Here is a 17,205-nt window from a genome sequence, read left to right on the forward strand (position 1 = left end):
CGGTGAGCCAATGGCGCAGGGCGGCAAGGGTGGTGGGGGAGAGGGGGACGGTTTCGGTGGCGGGCGGGGTGCGGGGGTCGCGGTGCTGGGGGAGGCGGGTGAGGCGGAGGGTGCCGTGCCGCAGGTCGACGTCGTCGGTGCGCAGGGCGCAGAGTTCGCCGGCGCGGCAGCCGGTGTCCAGGACGGTCGCGACGACGGCGAGGATGCGGGTGCGGGCGTCGTTCTGGCCGGGGCGGGTGGCGTGTTCCAGGTGGGCGAGGAGGATGCCGCGCGGGCGGGCGGCGACCACCTCCCGGAGCGTGACGGCGGGCCGGTCGCGGTCGGGGAGGGCGAGGGGGATGCCCGCCCGGGTGGCGAGGATGCGCAGGCAGTTCTCCCGCACGTGCATGGACGCGGGTGAGGCGTGGTCGGGTCGGGCGGCGGGTTTGCGGCGCAGCAGGCCCTGTTCGGCGGCGGTGAGGTAGGCGTCGAGGGTGTCCGGGGCGAGGAGCGCGGCCAGGGAGCCGGCGGCGGTCGGCGGGAGCGCGCCGCGTTCCAGGGCGGTGCGCAACTCCCCGGCGACCCAGCGCAGTTGCTTCGCGCGGGAGGCGCCGGTGGGCGGTTCGCAGGCGCGGTCGGCCACGGCGTCCAGGGCCGCGAGGGAGGGTGCCGCTGCTGCCGGGGTGTCCGCCATGGACGTCACCCTAGCGCCGGGAGCGGGAGGGTCTCCGGGAGCGGGTTCCGACACCTCGCATTAAGAGGTAAATATTAATAACTGGCCTGGAGCGCGCTGTCCGTGCAGGGCCGGCGGCGTGGTGGCCGCTTTCTCCGCTCCCTCCCGTCTCGGTGGTGGCCGTTCTTCGGCAGTCGACGGCCGGGCGCTCCGAAAGATTCGAGAATTTTTCCGAACCGAAAGGGCTCGATCTCCCCCGAACTCGGTTACGCTACCGCCCGTCCGCTTAGCAAGTAACGGCCCGTCAGGCTTCGAAACTTTTCGATCGAGGGTGCCATGACCGGGCCGGACAGGATCGGGAGAGGGCCGTACGTGAAAACAACCGCACTGCGCCGATGGACGACGACCACGGCGGCCGTGGTCGCCACCGTGGCCCTCACCGTGACGGCCGCCGCGTTCGGCGGGTCCCTGGCCGGCCGCGCCGGAAGCGGGCCGCGCGCCGGTGCGCAACCCGCCGCCGCGGCGGACGCGGCGGGCCGCGGGCACGAGCACTGGGTCGACACCTGGACCTCGATGCCGCAGCTGACCGAGCCGGGCAACATGCCGCCGGCCCCGTACACGCAGGACGGCGCGGTGTTCGCCGACACCACGCTGCGGCAGACCGTGCACGTCACGCTCGGCGGCCGCTCCCTGCGGCTGCACGTCTCCAACGCGTTCGGCGGCGCCGCGCTGCCGGTGACGGCGGTGTCCGTGGCCCGCCCGGACGGCGGCCGGTCGGGTGCGCGGGCGATCGTGCCCGGGAGCGCGCGGGCGGTGACCTTCGGCGGGCGGCCCGGGGTCACCGTGCCGGTCGGCGCGCAGATGGTCGCCGACCCGCTGGACTTCCCGGTCGCCGCGGGGGAGACCCTCACCGTCACGATGTACCTGGCCGCCGGCCAGCAGTCGACGGCCATCACCTCGCACCCCGGCTCGCGCACCACCTCGTACATGCTGCGCGGCGACCACCTCGACGACGCCGACCTGGACGGCGCCGCCCAGGTCAACCACTGGTACTTCCTGAGCGCCGTCGAGGTGCAGGCACCGGCCGCCGACCGGGCGACCGTCGTCCTGGGCGACTCCCTCGCGGACGGCCGCGGCTCCACCGACAACGGCGACGACCGCTGGCCCGACCGGCTGCGGGCCCGGCTGGCCCAGCACGGCGACACCGCGGGCACCGCGGTGCTCAACCAGGCCGCGGGCGGCAACCGGGTCCTCAACGACGGGCTGGGCCCCAACGCCCTGTCCCGCCTGGACCGCGACGTGTTCGCGCAGCCCGGCGTCACCTCGCTGATCGTCTCCGAGGGCGTCAACGACCTCGGCACCGCCGACGCCACCCCGGCGGCCCAGCAGGCCGTCACCGCGGACCTGATCGACGCGTACCGGCAGATCGTGCTGCGCGCCCACGCGCAGGGACTCTCCGTCTACGGCGCCACCCTCACCCCCTTCGGCGGCAGCCAGTACGACGACGCCGCAGGGCTGCGCGAGGCGTCCCGCCAGGCGGTCAACGCCTGGATCCGCACCAGCGGGGAGTTCGACGCGGTGCTCGACTTCGACCGCGCCGCCCGCGACCCGCAGGCCCCCCGCCGGCTCCGCCCCGACCTGGACGTCGGCGACCACCTGCACTTCAACCCGGCCGGCTACCAGGCCCTCGCCGACTCCGTCCCGCTGCGCCTCTTCGGCCCCGGGGCCCGCTGACCCGCCGGCCGGGCACCGGACCACGACCCGGGAGGGCGGCGGACCACGACCCGGGAGGGCGGCGCGGGCCGCTCCTCCCGGGTCAGGGGCTGACCGCGAGGACCAGGTAGGCGCCGAGGATCGCCAGGTGGACGCCGCCCTGCAGCGGGGTGGCGCGCTTGGGGATGACGGTGAGGGTGCCGACCGCGACGGTCAGCGCCAGCAGGATCATGTGGTTGGCGCCGAGGCCGAGTTCGAGCGGGCCGGAGAGCCAGCTGGAGGCGATCGCCACGGCGGGGATGGTCAGGCCGATCGAGGCCAGCGCCGAGCCGAGGGCCAGGTTGAGGCTGATCTGGACCCGGTTGCGGACCGCGGCCCGGACCGCGGCGATCGACTCGGGGAGCAGGACCAGCAGCGCGATCACCACGCCGACCACCGCGTTGGGCAGGTCGGCGGCGGCGACGCCGCGCTCGATGGTGGGGGAGACGCCCTTGGCCAGGCCGACCACCGAGACCAGGGCGACGGAGAGCAGGGCGACGCTGACCAGGGTCTCCCTCATGGTCGGCGGTTCGGAGTGGTCGTCCATCGGGTCGACCAGCTCGCCCGCCGGGGTGACCGGCAGGAAGTAGTCGCGGTGACGGACCGTCAGGGTGGAGACGAACAGGCCGTAGATGACGATCGAGGCGGTCGCGGCGAACACCAGCTGGGTGGTGGAGAACTGCGGGCCGGGCTGCGAGGTGGTGAAGGTCGGCAGCACCAGGCTGAGGGTGGCCAGGGTGGCGATCGCGCCGAACGCCGCGCCGGTGCCCTCCGCGTTGAACACCGCGACGCGGTACTTCAACGCGCCCACCAGGATGGACAGTCCGAGGATCCCGTTGCAGGTGATCATGACGGCCGCGAACACGGTGTCCCGGGCCAGGCCGGCGCTCTTGTCGCCGCCGTCGGCCATCAGCGTCACGATCAGCGCCACCTCGATGATGGTGACGGCCACCGCCAGCACCAGCGAGCCGTACGGCTCGCCGACCCGGTGGGCGATCAGCTCCGCGTGGTGCACGGCCGCCACCACCGACACCGCCAGGAAGCACGCCACCAGCGCCACCACCGGCCAGGGCAGGTCGCGGTGCCAGGTCGCCAGGAGCAGCAGGAACGCCAGCACCGGGGCGACGGTCGTCCACTGCAGGTAGTGCGGTCGCGGGGAGGAAGCCATACGGCCGAGCTTCGCAGATGGCACCGGCCGCGCCGGGAAGTGACACTCGTGGCGGTGGGCACGATGGACGGCGAGGAGCTGCGGCGATGGTCGGACGGCGGACGGTACTGGCGGCGGCGCTCGGGCTGACGGCGGCGGCCTGCGCCGCACCCGCGGCGCATCGGACCCCTGACGTGCCGTCAGCGCCGCCGGCACCTGACGCACCGTCGTCCCCGTCCCCGTCCCCGTCCCCGTCGCCGTCGTCCGTGCGGCCGCCCGCGCAGCCCGACCGGGAGCAGGTGCTGGCCCGCTACGCCGGGCGGGTGCCGCAGCAGTGGGGGACCGACCTGCCGGGGGTGGCGGCCACCGTCCCGGGCGGGGCGCTGGCGCTGACCTTCGACGCGTGCGGCGGGCCGGGCGGGGACGGCTACGACGCGGCGCTGATCGGCACGTTGCGCCGCCTCGCGGTGCCCGCCACGCTGTTCCTGAACGCCCGCTGGGTGGACGCGAACCCGGGGCCGTTCGCCGAACTGGCCGCCGACCCGCTGTTCGAACTGGGCAACCACGGCACCGCGCACCGCCCGCTGTCGGTGACCGGCCGTTCGGCGTACGGCATCACCGGGACGGCGGACCCGGCGGCCGCGTACGAGGAGGTGGCGGGCAACCGGGCGAAGCTGACCGCCCTGCTGGGGCGGGCGCCGGGCTGGTTCCGGTCGGGGACGGCGCACTACGACGAGGTCGCGGTGGCCCTGGTGGGGGAGTTGGGCGAGCGGGTGGCCGGGTTCGCGGTGAACGGCGACGGCGGGGCGACGTTCACCCCCGGGCAGGTCGCGGCGACGGTGGCCGCCGCGCCGCCCGGCTCGATCGTGATCAGCCACTTCAACCACCCGGACGCGGGCACCGGCGCGGGCTACGCGCAGGTGCTGCCGCGACTGGTGGACGCCGGGCGGAACTTCGTCCGGCTGTCCGGCTGACGGCCGTCCCGTCGAGGACCGCTGACCGGTGGCCGTCCGGCCGGGGAGCGCGGTGACTCTCAGGCGATGTCGGTCAGTTCGCGGACGCCGCGCAGCCTGGAGGAGAGCAGGAGGACGGGGGAGAGCACGGTCAGCGCGCAGGCCAGGGCGAGGGCGGTGCGGGCGCCCCAGAGCGAGACGGCGCTGCCCGCGGCCAGGGCGCCGACCGGGATGGCGCCCCAGGAGACGAACCGGACGGTGGCCATCACCCGGGGCAGCAGGGCGGCCGGGACGGTGGTCTGCCGGTAGGTGCGGGTCAGGATGCTGAGCACCACCACGGAGGCGCCGAACCCGGCGTTGCCGAGCGCGAACAGCAGCAGGCCGGGGCCGCCGGGGGCGAGTGGCATCAGCGGGGCGGCCGCGACGCCGAACAGCGAGCCGTACACCAGGGTGCGGGCGGTGCCGAAGCGGGCGGCCAGCCGGGGGGTGAGCGCCGCGCCGAGCAGGCTGCCGGCGCCCTCGGCGGCCATCAGCACGCCGACCAGGCCGGCCGGGGCGTGCAGGGTGCGGACCAGGAACAGCGGGACGACGGCCATCAGCGCGCCGCAGACGAAGTTGACGCAGGTCGCCTCGGCCAGGCACGGGCCGACCACCGGGTGCCGGGTCGCGTAGCGCCAGCCCTCGCGGATCTGGGCGCCGAAGGACGGGCGTGCGGCGCCCGGTGCGGGGCGCTCGGCGGCGGCCCGGGGCAGCGTGCGCAGCAGCGCCGCCGAGCACAGGAAGCTCACCGCGTCGGTGACCAGCGCCGTTGCGGCGCCCAGCAGTTGGACCAGCAGGCCGCCGAGCGAGGGCCCGGCGAGCTGGTTCGCGGCGTGGGTGGCGGAGGTGAGGCTGTTGCGGGCGGTCAGCTGCTCGGGCGGCACCACGGCGGGCAGGAAGGTGGAGTTCCCGACGTCGAAGACCACGCCGGCGAAGCTGACCAGCAGGGCCGCCGCCACCAGGTGCGGCAGGCCGAGCACGCCGAGCGCGGCGGCCAGCGGGACGGAGGCGATCGCGGCGGCGCGCAGCAGGTCCATGGCGATCTGGGTGCCGCGCAGCGGCAGGCGCTGCACCAGGACGCCGGCCGGCAGGCCGATCACCAGCCAGGCCACGTACCCGGCGGCGGTGACCAGGCCGACCTGGAAGCCGCTGGCGTGCAGCACCGAGACGGCGGTCAGCGGGAGGGCGATCGCGGTGACGGCGTCGCCGAGGCCGCTGACGGTGGTGGCCGTCCAGTAGCGCCAGAACGCGGCGGCCGCCCCGGCGGCGGGGGCCCGCAGCGGGCGGTCGGTGCTGGTGGGACTGGACGTGCTCATGTGGCGTTCCCCCTGGTGGCAGGCAGTGAGTTCCCTTTGGGAACTCACTATAGGTGGTGCGGGGGCGACAGTGGCAAGGTGGTTCCATGCGCTACACCGACGTCGGCGACACCGACTGCTCCATCGCCCAGGCGCTGTCCGTGGTCGGCGACTGGTGGACCCTGCTGCTGGTGCGCGACCTCGCGGGCGGCACCCACCAGTTCGACGCCCTGCACGAATCGCTCGGCATCAGCCGCAAGGTGCTCACCGCCCGGCTGCGCGCCCTGGTCGAGGACGGCGTGGTCGAGAAGCGCCTCTACCACGCCCACCCGCCGCGCTACGCCTACCACTTGACCGACAGGGGCTGGGCGCTGCTGCCGGTGCTGGTCGCCCTCCAGGACTGGGGCGGCCGCCACCTGCTCGGCGACGGCACCCTCACCGCCACCGCCGGGCCGGACTCCGCCGAGAGCCGCCGGGTGCACGCCCTGGTCGGCGCCCGCGTCCCCGAACTCGCCCTGCCCGCCGCCTCGGACAGCGCCCGCCCGCCGCTGACCGACCCGGTCGGCCGCACCCCCTGGACGGTGCTGTACTGCTTCCCCGGTGCCTACGCCCCCGGCACCCAGGGCTACCCGCCCGGCTGGGACGACATCCCCGGCACCGTCGGCTGCACCCTGGAGTCCTGCACCTACCGCGACCGGCTGGCCGAGTTCACCGCGCGCGGCGCCACCGTGCACGGCGTCTCCACCCAGCGCCCCGACCAGCAGGCCGCGTTCGCCGCCCACCAGAACATCCCGTTCCCGCTGCTCTCCGACGCCGCCCTGCGGCTGACCGGCGCCCTGCGGCTGCCCACCTTCCGGGCCGGCGGCGCCGACCGGCTCAAACGGCTCACCCTGCTGGTCGACGCCGCCCGCACCGTGCGCGCGGTGCTCTACCCGGTGCCCGACCCGGGCGGCTCGGTGGGCGAAGTGCTGGCGCTGCTGGACGGGTTGACGGCCGCCCAGCGGTAGAGCAGCACCGAGGCGAGCGCGGCCAGCGCGCACCAGGTGGAGACGAACGCCAGCCGCCACAGCAGCGCGCAGGCCAGCGCGCCCAGCCCGGCGACCCACCCCAGCAGCCGCAGGTGCCGGTCGCCCGAGCCCAGCAGCGCGCCCAGCACCGCCGCCAGGTACCCGGCCAGCAGCAGGCCGGGCGCCGGGACGCCGACCGCGTACCCCAGGGTGTGGCCGTGCGCGTGCGCCGCCACCGGGTGCCGGACCAGCGCGAGCGCCAGCGGGACGGCCACCGCCGCGCCCAGCAGGGTGCACCACGCCGCGCTCCGGCGGCGGGTCGCGCACCACACCGCCGCCGGGACGTACAGCGGCAGCAGCGGCAGCGCGACCACCGCCCACACCGTCCGGGCCCATGCCCAGCCCGCCCACACGCCCGCCTCCACCAGCTGGTGCGCGCCCAGCAGCAGCGGCAGTGCGGCCAGCGGCAGCCGCCGGGTCGCCCCGGCGCGCACCGCCGCGGCGGCGCCGACCGCCGCCACGGCGGCCCCGGCGACCAGGTCGGCCTGCGCGCTCCAGCACATCCGGCCAGCGTACGAGCGGACGGGCCGTCAGTACGACTGGAACTCGAGCAGCCGGCCCTCCGGGTCGCGCAGGTGGGCGGTGCGCATCGTCGGGCCCCACTCCGGCCGGTCCGCGGGCGGCCGCACCGCCGTGCCCCCGGACCGCACGGCCAGCGCGTACGCGGCGTCCACGTCCGCGACCCGGCAGACGAACGCGTCGCCCCGGGGCGCGGCCGGCTCCTCGCCCAGGGCGGCCGCCATCGCGGCCCGGTCGAACAGCACCAGCAGCGCCTGGTCGCCGACGTCCCAGTGCGCGTACGGGCCCTGCGCGGAACCCTGGACGCGGTGGGCGCCGAGCAGCGGCGGCAGCACGGCGTCGTAGAAGGCGAAGCAGGCCGGGAAGTCGGCGACCAGCAGGCGTGGGTGCAGCGCGTCCACGGGATCCCTCCGGGGGTTCTCGACAATCGTGGGTGTTCACCCACTATAGGGGTGAACCTATGATTGCCTCCATGGCCACCCCCGACCGGACCCCGCCCTCGCTGCTCGACCTGACCACCTACCTGCTCTCCCGCACCGGCAAGGACGCCCGCACCCGGCTCGCCGACCGCCTCGCCGCCGACGGCCTGCGCCTGTACCACCACGCCGCCCTCGCCGCCCTCGCCGACCTCGGCCCGCACACCCAGCGCGAACTCGCCACCCGCCTGCGCCTGGACCCCAGCGACCTCGCCAAGGCCGCCGACCTGCTCGCCGCCCGCGGCTGGATCGACCGCACCCGCGACCCCGCCGACCGCCGCCGCCTCACCCTCACCCTCACCGCCGCCGGCCGCACCCGCCTCGCCGCGCTGCACGCCGAGGCCCGCACCGTCCAGGACGCCGTCCTCGCCCCCCTCGACCCCGCCGAACGCGCCACCCTGCACGCCCTGCTGCTGCGCCTGCACACCGCCGCCGCCCCGGAGTAGCGTGGAAGGACGGCCCCCCGGCGCCCCCCGGTGCCCCCTCCGGCATAGCCCGGCGCCCCCCGGCGCACCCCCCGGCGCAGCCGGGCCCGCGCGGCACGGCAGCGGCGGGCCGCGGAACTGATCACCCGTCAAGGCCGCCTCTTGTAGGGTGCGTTCGGGCCGGCCGGGCACCCGGCGGCCCATCGGCGACCCGACGCGGGGACGGAGCACACGGATGCGGATCGGAATCATCGGCACCGGAACGGTCGGGCGGACCCTGGGCGGCAGACTGGTCGCCCTCGGCCACGAGGTCACCCTCGGCTCGCGCACCAAGGGCAACGCCGCCGCCGAGGACTGGGCGGCCCGCACCGGCCCGCTCGCCCACCCGGGGACGTTCGCCGAGGCCGCCGCCTTCGGCGACCTCGTCATCAACGCCACCGGCGGCACCGTCGCCCTCGCCGCGGTCGAACTCGCCGGCCCGGAGAACCTGGCCGGCAAGACCCTGCTGGACGTCTCCAACCCGCTGGTGTTCGCCCCGGACGGCCAGGTCACCCTCGACCCGGTCAACGACGACAGCATCGGCGAACGCCTCCAGCGCGCCCTGCCCGACACCAAGGTCGTCAAGGCGCTCAACACCGTCAACTGCGAGGTCATGGTCGACCCCGGCCGCGTCCCCGGCGAGCACCAGCTGTTCGTCGCGGGCGAGGACGCCGGCGCCAAGGCCCAGGTCACCGCGCTGCTCGGCGAGTTCGGCTGGCCCGCCGACGCCGTCCTCGACCTCGGCGGGATCGACGCCGCCCGCGGCCTGGAGATGCTGATGCCGTTCTGGCTGCGCCTGATGCGCCACTACGGCCACGCCGACTTCAACTACGCCATCCGCACCGCGCGCTGAACCCCGCGCACCGCCCCGGGGCGGGGCCCGGACCAACGAGAGGCAGCACCATGAGCGACACCACCCACCAGGCCCCGCCCCCCTACCAGCCGCTCGACGAGGACTGGGACACCGCCCTCGCCGTCGTCGCCCACCCCGACGACATGGAGTACGGCGCCGCGGCCGCCGTCGCCCGCTGGACCGGGCAGGGCAAGCGGATCAGCTACCTGATGGTCACCAGCGGCGAAGCCGGCATCGACGGCATGGACCCCGAGCAGTGCCGCCCCGTCCGGGAGCGCGAACAGGTCGAATCGGCCCGGCTCGTCGGCGTCGAGACCGTCGAGTTCCTCGGCTACCCCGACGGCATCCTCGAGTACGGGCTGCCGCTGCGCCGCGACCTGGCCCGGGCGATCCGCCGCCACCGCCCGGACGTCGTGATCACCACCAACTTCCGCGACACCTACGGCGGAGTCTTCCCCAACCAGGCCGACCACATCGCCGTCGGCCGGGCCACCCTCGACGCGGTGCGCGACGCGGGCAACCGCTGGGTCTTCCGCGAACTCACCGCCGAGGGCCACCAGCCCTGGAACGGCGTCCGCCAGCTCTGGGCGGCCGGCTCCCCCGACGGGCGGCACGCCGCCGACACCACCGACACCTTCGCCGCCGGCGTCGCCTCGCTGGAGGCCCACCGCGCCTACCTGGACGGCCTCGGCGGCGACATGGCCAACGCCGCGGAGTTCCTGGAGGGCATGAGCCGCGAGGCCGGCTCCCGGCTCGGCACCCGGTTCGCCGCCGCCTTCGAGGTGATCGCCTTCCGCTGACCCGCCCCGGAGGCCCGCCCCGGCGGCGGCCCGCCCCCGGACGGCCTCGACCTCAAACGGCCTTGACCTCAAGCGGACTTGAGCTCCTACGGTGATCGGGTTCCGTCACGCAGCAGAGGCACGAGAGGGAGGGACGCATGGGCGTCGAGCTCAAGGAGTACTCGCCGCAGGAGCTGGCCGCGCAGCCCGTCGGCGCGTGGACCGGCACGGCCTGCCGGCTGGTGGTCGGGGCGATCCGCGAACAGCTGGCGGTGGAGGACCTCACCCAGCCGCACTGGTGGACGCTCAACCACGCCGCCGGGAGCCCGGGCCGGTGGACCCGGGCCGCCCTGACCGAACGGCTGGCGCCGTGGGACGACCTCGGGACCGACTTCGACCGGGTCTTCGACGACCTCGCCGCCCGCGGCTGGCTGGCCGAGGACGCCGCCGGCGGCCTGGCGCTGACCGAGGAGGGCGAGGCCGGACGCCTCCGGGCCAGGGAGCGCAACCTGCGGGTGCACCGGCAGGTGCACGAGGGCGTCGACCCGGAGGACTTCGTGACCACCATCAACGTCCTGCGCCGGATGGTCGCCAACCTGGGCGGCGACGGGAACCTGCCCACCTGATCCTCAGGACCGACCGCTGCCGCGGCCGTTGCCGTTGTTGTCGTTGTCGTTGTCGTTGTCGGCGGGGGCGCCGTCGCCGTTCTGGTGCGGGATCCGGCCGGCGGCGGCGTCCCGGGGCGGCCGGTGGCGGCGGCGCAGCCAGGTGCGGACGAGCAGGAGCAGGGCCAGGGCCGCCAGGACGGCGAACAGCAGGACCTGGTAGCGGACGGCCTGGCGGTAGAGGGTGTCGATGTTGCTGCCCGCGAAGTAGCCGACCGCCGTCCAGACGCCCGCCCACAGCGCCGCGCCCAGCACGTTGGCGGGCATGAAGCGGCGCCAGGGCATCTCGGTGGTGCCCGCGATCAGGCCGTTGGTCTGGCGCAGGCCGTCGACGAAGCGGGCCCCGGTGACCACCAGGGCGCCGCGGCGGCGGAAGAAGGACTCGGCGCGCTCCATCCGCTCCGGGGTGAGCCGGACGTACCGGCCCCAGCGGTGCACGACGGCCAGGCCGCCGGTGCGGCCCAGCACGTACGCGAGGGTGTTGCCCGCGACCGCCGCCAGCACGGCGACCAGCAGCAGCACCGGCAGGGACAGCTGCCCCGCGCCCGCGTACACCGCGGCCAGCACCAGGATGGTCTGGCCCGGCACCGGGACCACGCAGTTGTCGAGGAACACCAGCACCCCGACCGCGAGGTAGCCGTAGTGGTCGAGCAGCGGGGCGAGGTGGGCCAGCGGGCCGGGCAGGGGTGGCGACAAGGTCGGGATCTCCTCCCACCGGGCCCGGCGGGGGCCCTGGGGTCAGCGCTGCTCCTCGCCGGAACGGTGCTCGACGAGGCAGTCGGGGCCGGGGTAGACGAGGCCGGCGTGGCCGTCCTCGAAGCGGACCAGGTACGGCGGTTCGCCGTCGGTGCCGCGCACCTCGACGATCTCACCCTTGCGGTCGGTCATGCCGACCGACCTGCTGAACATGTGGACGTGGTCTCCCACGGTGGCTTGCATCGGACACTCCCGCCGGCGGGTCGGACAGGGACTTTCGGGCTCCCTTCCACTGTGCGGCGGCCACCCGGACGGCGCAATGGCGGGGTGCTCAAGCAGACCCGCGGGGTACTCGGCAGGCCCGCGGGGTGCTCAGCTGGCCGGCGGGGTCTGGGCGAGGTAGCTGCACACCAGCCGCTTGCACTCGGCGATCAGCGCCGGGTCGCCCGCCGGGTCGGCCCGGAACGCCAGCTTCAGCACCGCGTCCGCGCACTCCATCGCCACCCGCAGGGCCAGCGCGTACCCGGGCGCCGCGAACAGCTCGCCGCCGATCGTGCGCAGCCGGACCGCGACCGCCGCGTTGTTGTCCAGCTCGGCGTCCAGCAGGTGCAGGTCGTCGACCTCGGCGGGGACGGTGTCGACCAGGCCGAAGTCCAGGTGGCCGAAGCCCGGCACGTCGCGCTTCATCGCCACGAACTCGTCCACCGCGTGGTCGGTGAAGGACGCCAGGTCGGGCGGGCCGGCGGCCGCCACCCGGCGGGCCAGGCCGTCCAGGAAGCGGGCCAGGTTGCGTTCGGCGAGGGCCGCCAGCAGGCCCTCCTTGCCGGCGAAGAACTGGTACAGGGTGCCGATCGGCACCTCCGCGCGCAGCGCCACCTCCTTGGTGGTCAGCCCCGCCGACCCGCTCTCGTCCAGCAGCCCCGCGCAGGCGTCCAGCAGCCGCTCGTACCGCTCCTGGCTGCGCTGCTGCACCGGCCGGCGGCGGGCCCCGGCCGCCGGGGCGCGGGGGGCACGGGCGGCGGACGCGGAGGGCTGCGGGGTCATGGCGCCACTCTGCCGCATCCGGTCGGGGCGGGGCGAATTCCGACCGTTCCGGTGTGGTTGGGTGTCGGATCATGAACGAGGAGCGGGCGGTGGAACGGGTGGCGGCGCGGGCGGTGACGGTCCAGCGGGCCGGGCGGATCGAGGACGGGGCGTGCCGGCACCTGCTGGTGTGGCGGGCCGGACCGGGCTGGCGGATGGCCGGCTCCGGCGTCCTCGGCGGCGGGCTGGGCGAGCGGCACTGGGTCCTCAACGCGCAGGTCCGGGCCGGGTACGGGCGCCTCGACCCGGCCGAGCACCTGGCCGAACTCGCCGTCGCGCAGGGCCTGTCCGGGCCCGGGACGGGCCTGATGACGGCCGCCGAGGTCGACGCCTGCACCTGGGCCGAGGACGGTGGCGCCACCGCGCTGGCCACCACCGGCATCGGCGTCCCCACCTGGGCCGCCGCGCCCGAGGCCGCCGCCGGGATTGTCGGGGCCGCTGGGGCCGCCGGGGCCGGGTACGTGCCCGGCACCATCAACATCCTGGCCGTCGTCCCCGCGCCGGTCTCCGACGCCGGGCTGCTCAACCTGCTCACCACCGCCACCGAGGCCAAGGTCCAGGCCCTGCTGGAGGCCGGCTACGACTGCTCCGGCACCCCCTCCGACGCGGTCTGCGTCGCCGTCCGCACCGCCGGGCTGGGCGAGCCGGCCGAACCCTTCGGCGGCCCCCGCTCGTTGTGGGGCGCCCGGCTGGCCCGCGCCGTCCACCGCGCCGTGCTGGCCGGGGCCCGCGCCGACCGGGAGCGCCGCGCGGAGTGGGACGGCCCGCCGACCCACCCGGCCACGCTGCCGGGCTGCGGTTGCGAGGACGTCCTGGCGGGGGCGCCGAGCCCGGTGCCGTCAGGTCGGGGGTCGTCGGGTCAGGGGCCGGGGGCGGTGGTCCGGGCGCGGGGCGCGGGCTGACGGTGGGGGCTGACGGCGGGTGTCGGCGGTGGGGGGCTGACGGCCGGTCAGGTGCCGGGAAGCTGCTCCTGGTCGATGACGTAGACCAGGGTGCGCTCGGGAGCGTCGGCGCAGTGCCGGCCGAGCTTCTCCCAGCGGGACTCGGGGCTGCGCAGCGGGCGGTGGCAGCGGCGGCAGCGGACCACGGGGGCCGGGCGGCGTTCGACGGCCGTGCCGGGGAGCGGGGGTTCGGTGCTGCCGCGCTGATCTTTCACCGGACCAGTTCACCACCGGGCGGCGGCGGACGCGAGAGGGGGGTGCGCCCGGGGCGTGCGCGGCGGGCCCGGGCGGGGTGTGGGTTCGGGCCAGATGCGGGGGCGGGCGAAGGGAGTTGAGGTGCCGTCAGGAGGCGGGCGGCACGGGCGGGGGACGAGCGGCGCAGGTGGGCGGTGGTGGTCCGGGTGGCCCGAAGTGAATGCACATGACCAACACTTGGTTGTCGAATGCACCCATCGGGCCTAGCGTCGGGGCGCCGGTGCGGTCGTACGGGAACGACCCCGCCCCCGCCGGGGCGGTGCGGCACCGGCCTGTTCGAGGAAGGGCCACCCCTCGCATGTGCGGGATCACCGGATGGGTCTCGTTCGACCGGGACCTGAGCACCGAGCACGCCACCCTCGCCGCGATGACCGCCACCATGGCCTGCCGCGGACCGGACGCCGCGGGCGTCTGGCTCGGCACCCACGTCGGCCTCGGCCACCGCCGGCTCGCCGTCATCGACCTCGACGGCGGCCGCCAGCCGATGACCGCCGAGCACGACGGGCGCACCGTGCTGGTCACCACCTACAGCGGCGAGATCTACAACTACCGGGAGCTGCGCGCCGAGTTGAAGGCCCGCGGCCACGCCTTCCGGACCGCGAGCGACACCGAGGTCGCGCTGCACGCCTACCTGGAGTGGGGCGAGGCGTTCACCGAGCACCTCAACGGCATGTACGCCTTCGCGCTGTGGGACCCGCGCAGCGAGGAGCTGCTGCTGGTGCGCGACCGGATGGGCATCAAGCCGCTCTACTACTGGCCCACCCCCGACGGCGTCCTGTTCGGCTCCGAGCCCAAGGCGATCCTCGCCCACCCCGAGGTCCGCGCCGTGGTCGACGCCGAGGGCCTGGCCGAAGTGCTCTCCTTCACCAAGACCCCCGGCCACGCCGTCTACCGCGGCATGCGCGAACTCAAGCCCGGCCACACCCTGCGGGTGCGCCGCGAGGGCCTGGCCGAACGCCGGTACTGGGCGCTCGAGTCGCACGAGCACACCGACGACCTGCCGACCACCATCGCCACCGTCCGGGAACTGCTCGACGACATCGTGGCCCGCCAGCTGATCGCCGACGTCCCGCTGTGCACCCTGCTCTCCGGCGGCCTCGACTCCTCGGTGATCACCGCGCTCGCCGCGCAGGGCCTGGCCGCCGCCGGACAGGGGCCGGTCCGCTCGTTCGCCGTCGACTTCACCGGCCAGGCCGAGAACTTCGTCCCCGACGAACTGCGCGCCACCCTGGACGGCCCCTACGCGCACGCCCTGGCCGCGCACGTCGGCTCCGCGCACCGCGACATCGTGCTCGACACCGCCGACCTGATGGAGCGCCGCCACCGCGAGGCCGTGCTCACCGCCCGCGACCTGCCGCTCGGCCTCGGCGAGGGCGACACCTCGCTGTACCTGCTGTTCAAGGCGATCCGCGAGCAGTCCACCGTCGCGCTGTCCGGTGAGTCCGCCGACGAGGTGTTCGGCGGCTACCTGTGGTTCCACGACCCGGCCGCCGTCGCCCACGACGGCTTCCCCTGGATGTACACCTTCGCCAGGGGCTTCGGCGGCGGCGCCGCCACCCTCAACCCGCAGTCGCTGCTCGCCCCTGACCTGCTCGCCAAGCTCGACCTGCCCGGCTACCGGGACGCCCGCTACCGCGAAGCCCTCGCCGACGTGCCCCGGCTGGCCGGCGAGAGCGCCCACGAGCGCCGGATGCGGGAGATCAGCCACCTGCACCTGACCCGGTTCGTCCAGATCCTGCTGGACCGCAAGGACCGCGCCTCGATGGCCGTCGGCCTGGAGGTCCGCGTCCCGTTCTGCGACCACCGCCTCGTCCAGTACGTCTTCAACACCCCCTGGGCGATGAAGAGCTTCGACGGCCGGGAGAAGTCCCTGCTGCGCGCCGCCGCCCGCGACGTGCTCCCCGACGCGGTCGCCCAGCGCGTCAAGAGCCCCTACCCCTCCACCCAGGACCCGCGCTACGCCGAGGCGCTCCGCGCCGAACTGCGCGAACTGCTGGCCGACCGGGACGCCCCCGGCCGCGACCTGCTCGACCTGGCCGCCGCGACGGCCGCCGTCGCCGACGCCCCCGGCCGGGACCTGCGCAACGCGGGCGAGGTGGTGCTGCTGCTGGACGGCTGGCTGCGGCGCTACCAGGTCGCGCTGGAGCTGTAGGGCGCCGGCCCGCGGCCGGGCGAGGGCGGCCCGGCCGCGGGCCGACGGTGCGTCAGTTCGCAGGCCGGCGGTGCGTCAGCTCGCGGGGGCCTGCAGGTAGACGGTCCGGGTGTCGCTCGCGATCTTGGTGACCTGGATGATGACCGGGTAGGTGCCGTTCCTCATCCAGGCCACGCTGGCGCCGACCTCGACCGGACCGACGGTGTAGAGCTGTTCCCGGGCGGGCCGCCTCCGGTCGGCGAAGGTGTGCTCGGCGCCGTCGCAGGTGGCGCCCTGGTACATGCCGAGCGTGCCGGAGAGGACGCCCACCCCGGTGGGGAGCGGCGAGCACCGGTAGGTGCCCGAGATGGTCACGAACCCGTTGGCGTCGACGGTGCCGGTGGAGTCGAGGGTCACCGTCGCGGTGACGGTGGCGGGGGTCGTCCCCGTGGTGGCGGCCTGGGCCGGCGCGGCGGCCCAGAGTGCGGAGAGCAGCGTGACGGACGCGGCGGTGGACAGTGCGGCGGCAGCAGAACGTCGCAAGGAACTTCTCCTCAGCAGGGGAATCGGCCCAGTTTGGTCTAGACCTGTTGTCGGAACCGTACCGGCTGCTCCGCCGGAGAAGCTGGCGCACCGTCAGGAACTGCCCAGGGCAAGGGAGATGCTGCCTGATCGGGCATCCGCGGCCCGGCGGGAGGGCGCGGAGGTGCAGGAGCGAGGGCGGGGGCCTCCTATCCTGGGGGCTTGCGGACCGAAGAGGGCGGGACACGTGGTGAGAGTGCTGTTGGCCGAGGACATGCACCTGGTGCGCGGCGCGCTGCGGGCGCTGCTCGCCGAGGCCGGGGACATCGAGGTGGTGGCCGAGACCGGGCACGGCGACCAGGTGGTGCCCACCGCGCTGGCGCACCGGCCCGACGTGGCGGTGCTGGACATCGACCTGCCCGGGGCCGACGGGATCGCCGGCACCGCCGCGCTGCGCGAACGGCTGCCCGAGTGCCGGGTGCTGATCCTGACCGCCCACCGGCGGGTCGAGGTGCTGCGGGCCGCGCTGGCCGCCGGGGCGGCCGGGTTCATGCCCAAGGACGCCCCGCCGGACCGGCTGGCCGACGCCGTCCGCCGGGTCGCGGCCGGGGAGAGCGCCGTCGACCCCGACCTGGCGGCCCGCGCCCTGACCGCCCCCGCCAGCCCGCTGACCGAGCGCGAGGCGCAGGTGCTGGGCCTGGCCGCGGAGGGCTGCGAGCCCCGCGAGATCGCCAAGCGGCTGCACCTCTCGGCCGGGACGGTGCGCAACTACCTCGCCGCCGCCCAGCTGAAACTCGACGCCCGCACCCGCCTGGACGCCGTCCGGATCGCCCGGGAGGCGGGCTGGCTGCCGCACCGGGGGTGAGGGCGGGTGGGGGCCGGCCTGCTGTCGGGTGGGGCTTCGTCGGGGTGGGGA

Annotated in this window: 20 protein-coding genes; 10 read left to right on the forward strand and 10 right to left on the reverse strand. The window is 75.6% G+C overall.

What is annotated here, in order from left to right; translation table 11 throughout:
* Positions 1–673 (reverse strand): tyrosine-type recombinase/integrase (locus IH44_RS0134265; RefSeq protein WP_030463720.1); only part of this gene is annotated, 673 nt, incomplete at its 3' end.
* A gap of 351 nt (positions 674–1,024) precedes the next feature.
* Here IH44_RS0134265 and IH44_RS0134270 point away from each other — a divergent pair.
* The gene (locus tag IH44_RS0134270; RefSeq protein ID WP_369795031.1) at positions 1,025–2,386 is read left to right on the forward strand and encodes an SGNH/GDSL hydrolase family protein; all 1,362 of its coding nucleotides are present in this window, start codon (positions 1,025–1,027) and stop codon (positions 2,384–2,386) included.
* A gap of 82 nt (positions 2,387–2,468) precedes the next feature.
* Here IH44_RS0134270 and IH44_RS0134275 read toward each other — a convergent pair whose 3' ends face one another.
* On the reverse strand, positions 2,469–3,572 hold the full coding sequence (locus IH44_RS0134275; RefSeq protein ID WP_030463722.1) for a calcium:proton antiporter: 1,104 nt from the start codon (positions 3,570–3,572) through the stop codon (positions 2,469–2,471).
* Positions 3,573–3,817: 245 nt separating this feature from the next.
* Between IH44_RS0134275 and IH44_RS0134280 the strand changes: the two genes are divergently transcribed.
* Entirely contained in the window at positions 3,818–4,525 is a 708-nt protein-coding gene (locus IH44_RS0134280; protein WP_232795192.1) for a polysaccharide deacetylase family protein, read from the forward strand.
* A gap of 59 nt (positions 4,526–4,584) precedes the next feature.
* On the opposite strand, the gene IH44_RS0134285 is transcribed toward IH44_RS0134280, so the two are convergent.
* Positions 4,585–5,859 carry an MFS transporter gene (locus IH44_RS0134285; RefSeq protein WP_030463724.1) on the reverse strand — a complete coding sequence of 425 codons (1,275 nt, stop codon included), beginning with the start codon at positions 5,857–5,859 and terminating at the stop codon, positions 4,585–4,587.
* Positions 5,860–5,945: 86 nt separating this feature from the next.
* Between IH44_RS0134285 and IH44_RS0134290 the strand changes: the two genes are divergently transcribed.
* Positions 5,946–6,845 carry a winged helix-turn-helix transcriptional regulator gene (locus tag IH44_RS0134290; RefSeq protein WP_030463725.1) on the forward strand — a complete coding sequence of 300 codons (900 nt, stop codon included), beginning with the start codon at positions 5,946–5,948 and terminating at the stop codon, positions 6,843–6,845.
* On the opposite strand, the gene IH44_RS0134295 is transcribed toward IH44_RS0134290, so the two are convergent.
* Together IH44_RS0134295 and IH44_RS0134300 are read right to left on the reverse strand one after the other, a co-directional pair.
* Entirely contained in the window at positions 6,767–7,408 is a 642-nt protein-coding gene (locus IH44_RS0134295) for a DUF6629 family protein (protein ID WP_030463726.1), read from the reverse strand. The genes IH44_RS0134290 and IH44_RS0134295 overlap by 79 nt on opposite strands.
* Positions 7,409–7,435: 27 nt before the next feature.
* The gene (locus IH44_RS0134300; protein ID WP_030463727.1) at positions 7,436–7,825 is read right to left on the reverse strand and encodes a VOC family protein; all 390 of its coding nucleotides are present in this window, start codon (positions 7,823–7,825) and stop codon (positions 7,436–7,438) included.
* A 71-nt stretch (positions 7,826–7,896) separates the two neighbouring features.
* On the opposite strand from IH44_RS0134300, the gene IH44_RS0134305 reads away from it, so the two are divergent.
* The 4 genes from IH44_RS0134305 to IH44_RS0134320 all read left to right on the forward strand — a co-directional run bounded on the left by IH44_RS0134305 (position 7,897) and on the right by IH44_RS0134320 (position 10,622).
* Positions 7,897–8,346 carry a MarR family winged helix-turn-helix transcriptional regulator gene (locus IH44_RS0134305; RefSeq protein WP_030463728.1) on the forward strand — a complete coding sequence of 150 codons (450 nt, stop codon included), beginning with the start codon at positions 7,897–7,899 and terminating at the stop codon, positions 8,344–8,346.
* A 214-nt stretch (positions 8,347–8,560) separates the two neighbouring features.
* The gene (locus tag IH44_RS0134310; protein ID WP_030463729.1) at positions 8,561–9,217 is read left to right on the forward strand and encodes an NADPH-dependent F420 reductase; all 657 of its coding nucleotides are present in this window, start codon (positions 8,561–8,563) and stop codon (positions 9,215–9,217) included.
* A gap of 50 nt (positions 9,218–9,267) precedes the next feature.
* Positions 9,268–10,017, forward strand: a complete 750-nt coding sequence (locus IH44_RS0134315; RefSeq protein ID WP_030463730.1) for a PIG-L deacetylase family protein — start codon at positions 9,268–9,270, stop codon at positions 10,015–10,017.
* Between the two features lie 137 nt (positions 10,018–10,154).
* Complete coding sequence (locus IH44_RS0134320) at positions 10,155–10,622, forward strand: hypothetical protein (protein WP_030463731.1); 468 nt, start codon at positions 10,155–10,157, stop codon at positions 10,620–10,622.
* A gap of 3 nt (positions 10,623–10,625) precedes the next feature.
* Here the strand turns inward: IH44_RS0134320 and IH44_RS0134325 are convergent, their stop codons facing one another.
* From IH44_RS0134325 to IH44_RS0134335, 3 genes are all read right to left on the reverse strand, one after another.
* On the reverse strand, positions 10,626–11,357 hold the full coding sequence (locus IH44_RS0134325) for a DedA family protein (protein WP_081967306.1): 732 nt from the start codon (positions 11,355–11,357) through the stop codon (positions 10,626–10,628).
* 42 nt (positions 11,358–11,399) lie between these two features.
* Positions 11,400–11,600: a DUF1918 domain-containing protein gene (locus tag IH44_RS0134330; protein WP_030463733.1), complete on the reverse strand. Its 201-nt coding sequence runs from the start codon at positions 11,598–11,600 to the stop codon at positions 11,400–11,402.
* A gap of 129 nt (positions 11,601–11,729) precedes the next feature.
* Positions 11,730–12,401, reverse strand: coding sequence for a TetR/AcrR family transcriptional regulator (locus IH44_RS0134335; protein ID WP_051817914.1), 672 nt, complete (start codon positions 12,399–12,401; stop codon positions 11,730–11,732).
* A 71-nt stretch (positions 12,402–12,472) separates the two neighbouring features.
* Here IH44_RS0134335 and IH44_RS41865 point away from each other — a divergent pair, with 71 nt between their 5' ends.
* Positions 12,473–13,342, forward strand: coding sequence for an adenosylcobinamide amidohydrolase (locus IH44_RS41865; RefSeq protein WP_051817916.1), 870 nt, complete (start codon positions 12,473–12,475; stop codon positions 13,340–13,342).
* Positions 13,343–13,389: 47 nt separating this feature from the next.
* On the opposite strand, the gene IH44_RS0134345 is transcribed toward IH44_RS41865, so the two are convergent.
* Positions 13,390–13,596: a DUF6011 domain-containing protein gene (locus tag IH44_RS0134345; RefSeq protein ID WP_030463736.1), complete on the reverse strand. Its 207-nt coding sequence runs from the start codon at positions 13,594–13,596 to the stop codon at positions 13,390–13,392.
* Between the two features lie 338 nt (positions 13,597–13,934).
* On the opposite strand from IH44_RS0134345, the gene asnB reads away from it, so the two are divergent.
* Positions 13,935–15,788 (forward strand): asparagine synthase (glutamine-hydrolyzing), encoded by a 1,854-nt coding sequence (asnB, locus tag IH44_RS0134350; protein ID WP_030463737.1) that lies wholly within the window; start codon positions 13,935–13,937, stop codon positions 15,786–15,788.
* 75 nt (positions 15,789–15,863) lie between these two features.
* On the opposite strand, the gene IH44_RS0134355 is transcribed toward asnB, so the two are convergent.
* On the reverse strand, positions 15,864–16,310 hold the full coding sequence (locus IH44_RS0134355) for a DUF6299 family protein (RefSeq protein ID WP_030463738.1): 447 nt from the start codon (positions 16,308–16,310) through the stop codon (positions 15,864–15,866).
* Positions 16,311–16,536: 226 nt separating this feature from the next.
* Between IH44_RS0134355 and IH44_RS0134360 the strand changes: the two genes are divergently transcribed.
* Positions 16,537–17,154, forward strand: a complete 618-nt coding sequence (locus tag IH44_RS0134360; protein ID WP_030463739.1) for a DNA-binding response regulator — start codon at positions 16,537–16,539, stop codon at positions 17,152–17,154.
* Positions 17,155–17,205 lie beyond the last annotated feature (51 nt).

It is taken from the genome of Kitasatospora sp. NRRL B-11411 (assembly GCF_000721345.1).
In the GTDB taxonomy this organism is placed as follows: domain Bacteria; phylum Actinomycetota; class Actinomycetes; order Streptomycetales; family Streptomycetaceae; genus Kitasatospora; species Kitasatospora cineracea.

Excerpts from the sequence above, each read along its gene's own strand:
- IH44_RS0134320 (WP_030463731.1), top strand. The coding sequence starts at position 10,155 with ATGGGCGTCGAGCTCAAGGAGTACTCGCCGCAGGAGCTGGCCGCGCAG.
- IH44_RS41865 (WP_051817916.1), top strand. The coding sequence starts at position 12,473 with ATGAACGAGGAGCGGGCGGTGGAACGGGTGGCGGCGCGGGCGGTGACG.
- asnB (WP_030463737.1), top strand. The coding sequence starts at position 13,935 with ATGTGCGGGATCACCGGATGGGTCTCGTTCGACCGGGACCTGAGCACC.
- IH44_RS0134290 (WP_030463725.1), top strand. The coding sequence starts at position 5,946 with ATGCGCTACACCGACGTCGGCGACACCGACTGCTCCATCGCCCAGGCG.
- IH44_RS0134285 (WP_030463724.1), bottom strand. The coding sequence starts at position 5,859 with ATGAGCACGTCCAGTCCCACCAGCACCGACCGCCCGCTGCGGGCCCCC.
- IH44_RS0134310 (WP_030463729.1), top strand. The coding sequence starts at position 8,561 with ATGCGGATCGGAATCATCGGCACCGGAACGGTCGGGCGGACCCTGGGC.
- IH44_RS0134305 (WP_030463728.1), top strand. The coding sequence starts at position 7,897 with ATGGCCACCCCCGACCGGACCCCGCCCTCGCTGCTCGACCTGACCACC.
- IH44_RS0134315 (WP_030463730.1), top strand. The coding sequence starts at position 9,268 with ATGAGCGACACCACCCACCAGGCCCCGCCCCCCTACCAGCCGCTCGAC.
- IH44_RS0134330 (WP_030463733.1), bottom strand. The coding sequence starts at position 11,600 with ATGCAAGCCACCGTGGGAGACCACGTCCACATGTTCAGCAGGTCGGTC.
- IH44_RS0134275 (WP_030463722.1), bottom strand. The coding sequence starts at position 3,572 with ATGGCTTCCTCCCCGCGACCGCACTACCTGCAGTGGACGACCGTCGCC.
- IH44_RS0134335 (WP_051817914.1), bottom strand. The coding sequence starts at position 12,401 with ATGACCCCGCAGCCCTCCGCGTCCGCCGCCCGTGCCCCCCGCGCCCCG.
- IH44_RS0134295 (WP_030463726.1), bottom strand. The coding sequence starts at position 7,408 with ATGTGCTGGAGCGCGCAGGCCGACCTGGTCGCCGGGGCCGCCGTGGCG.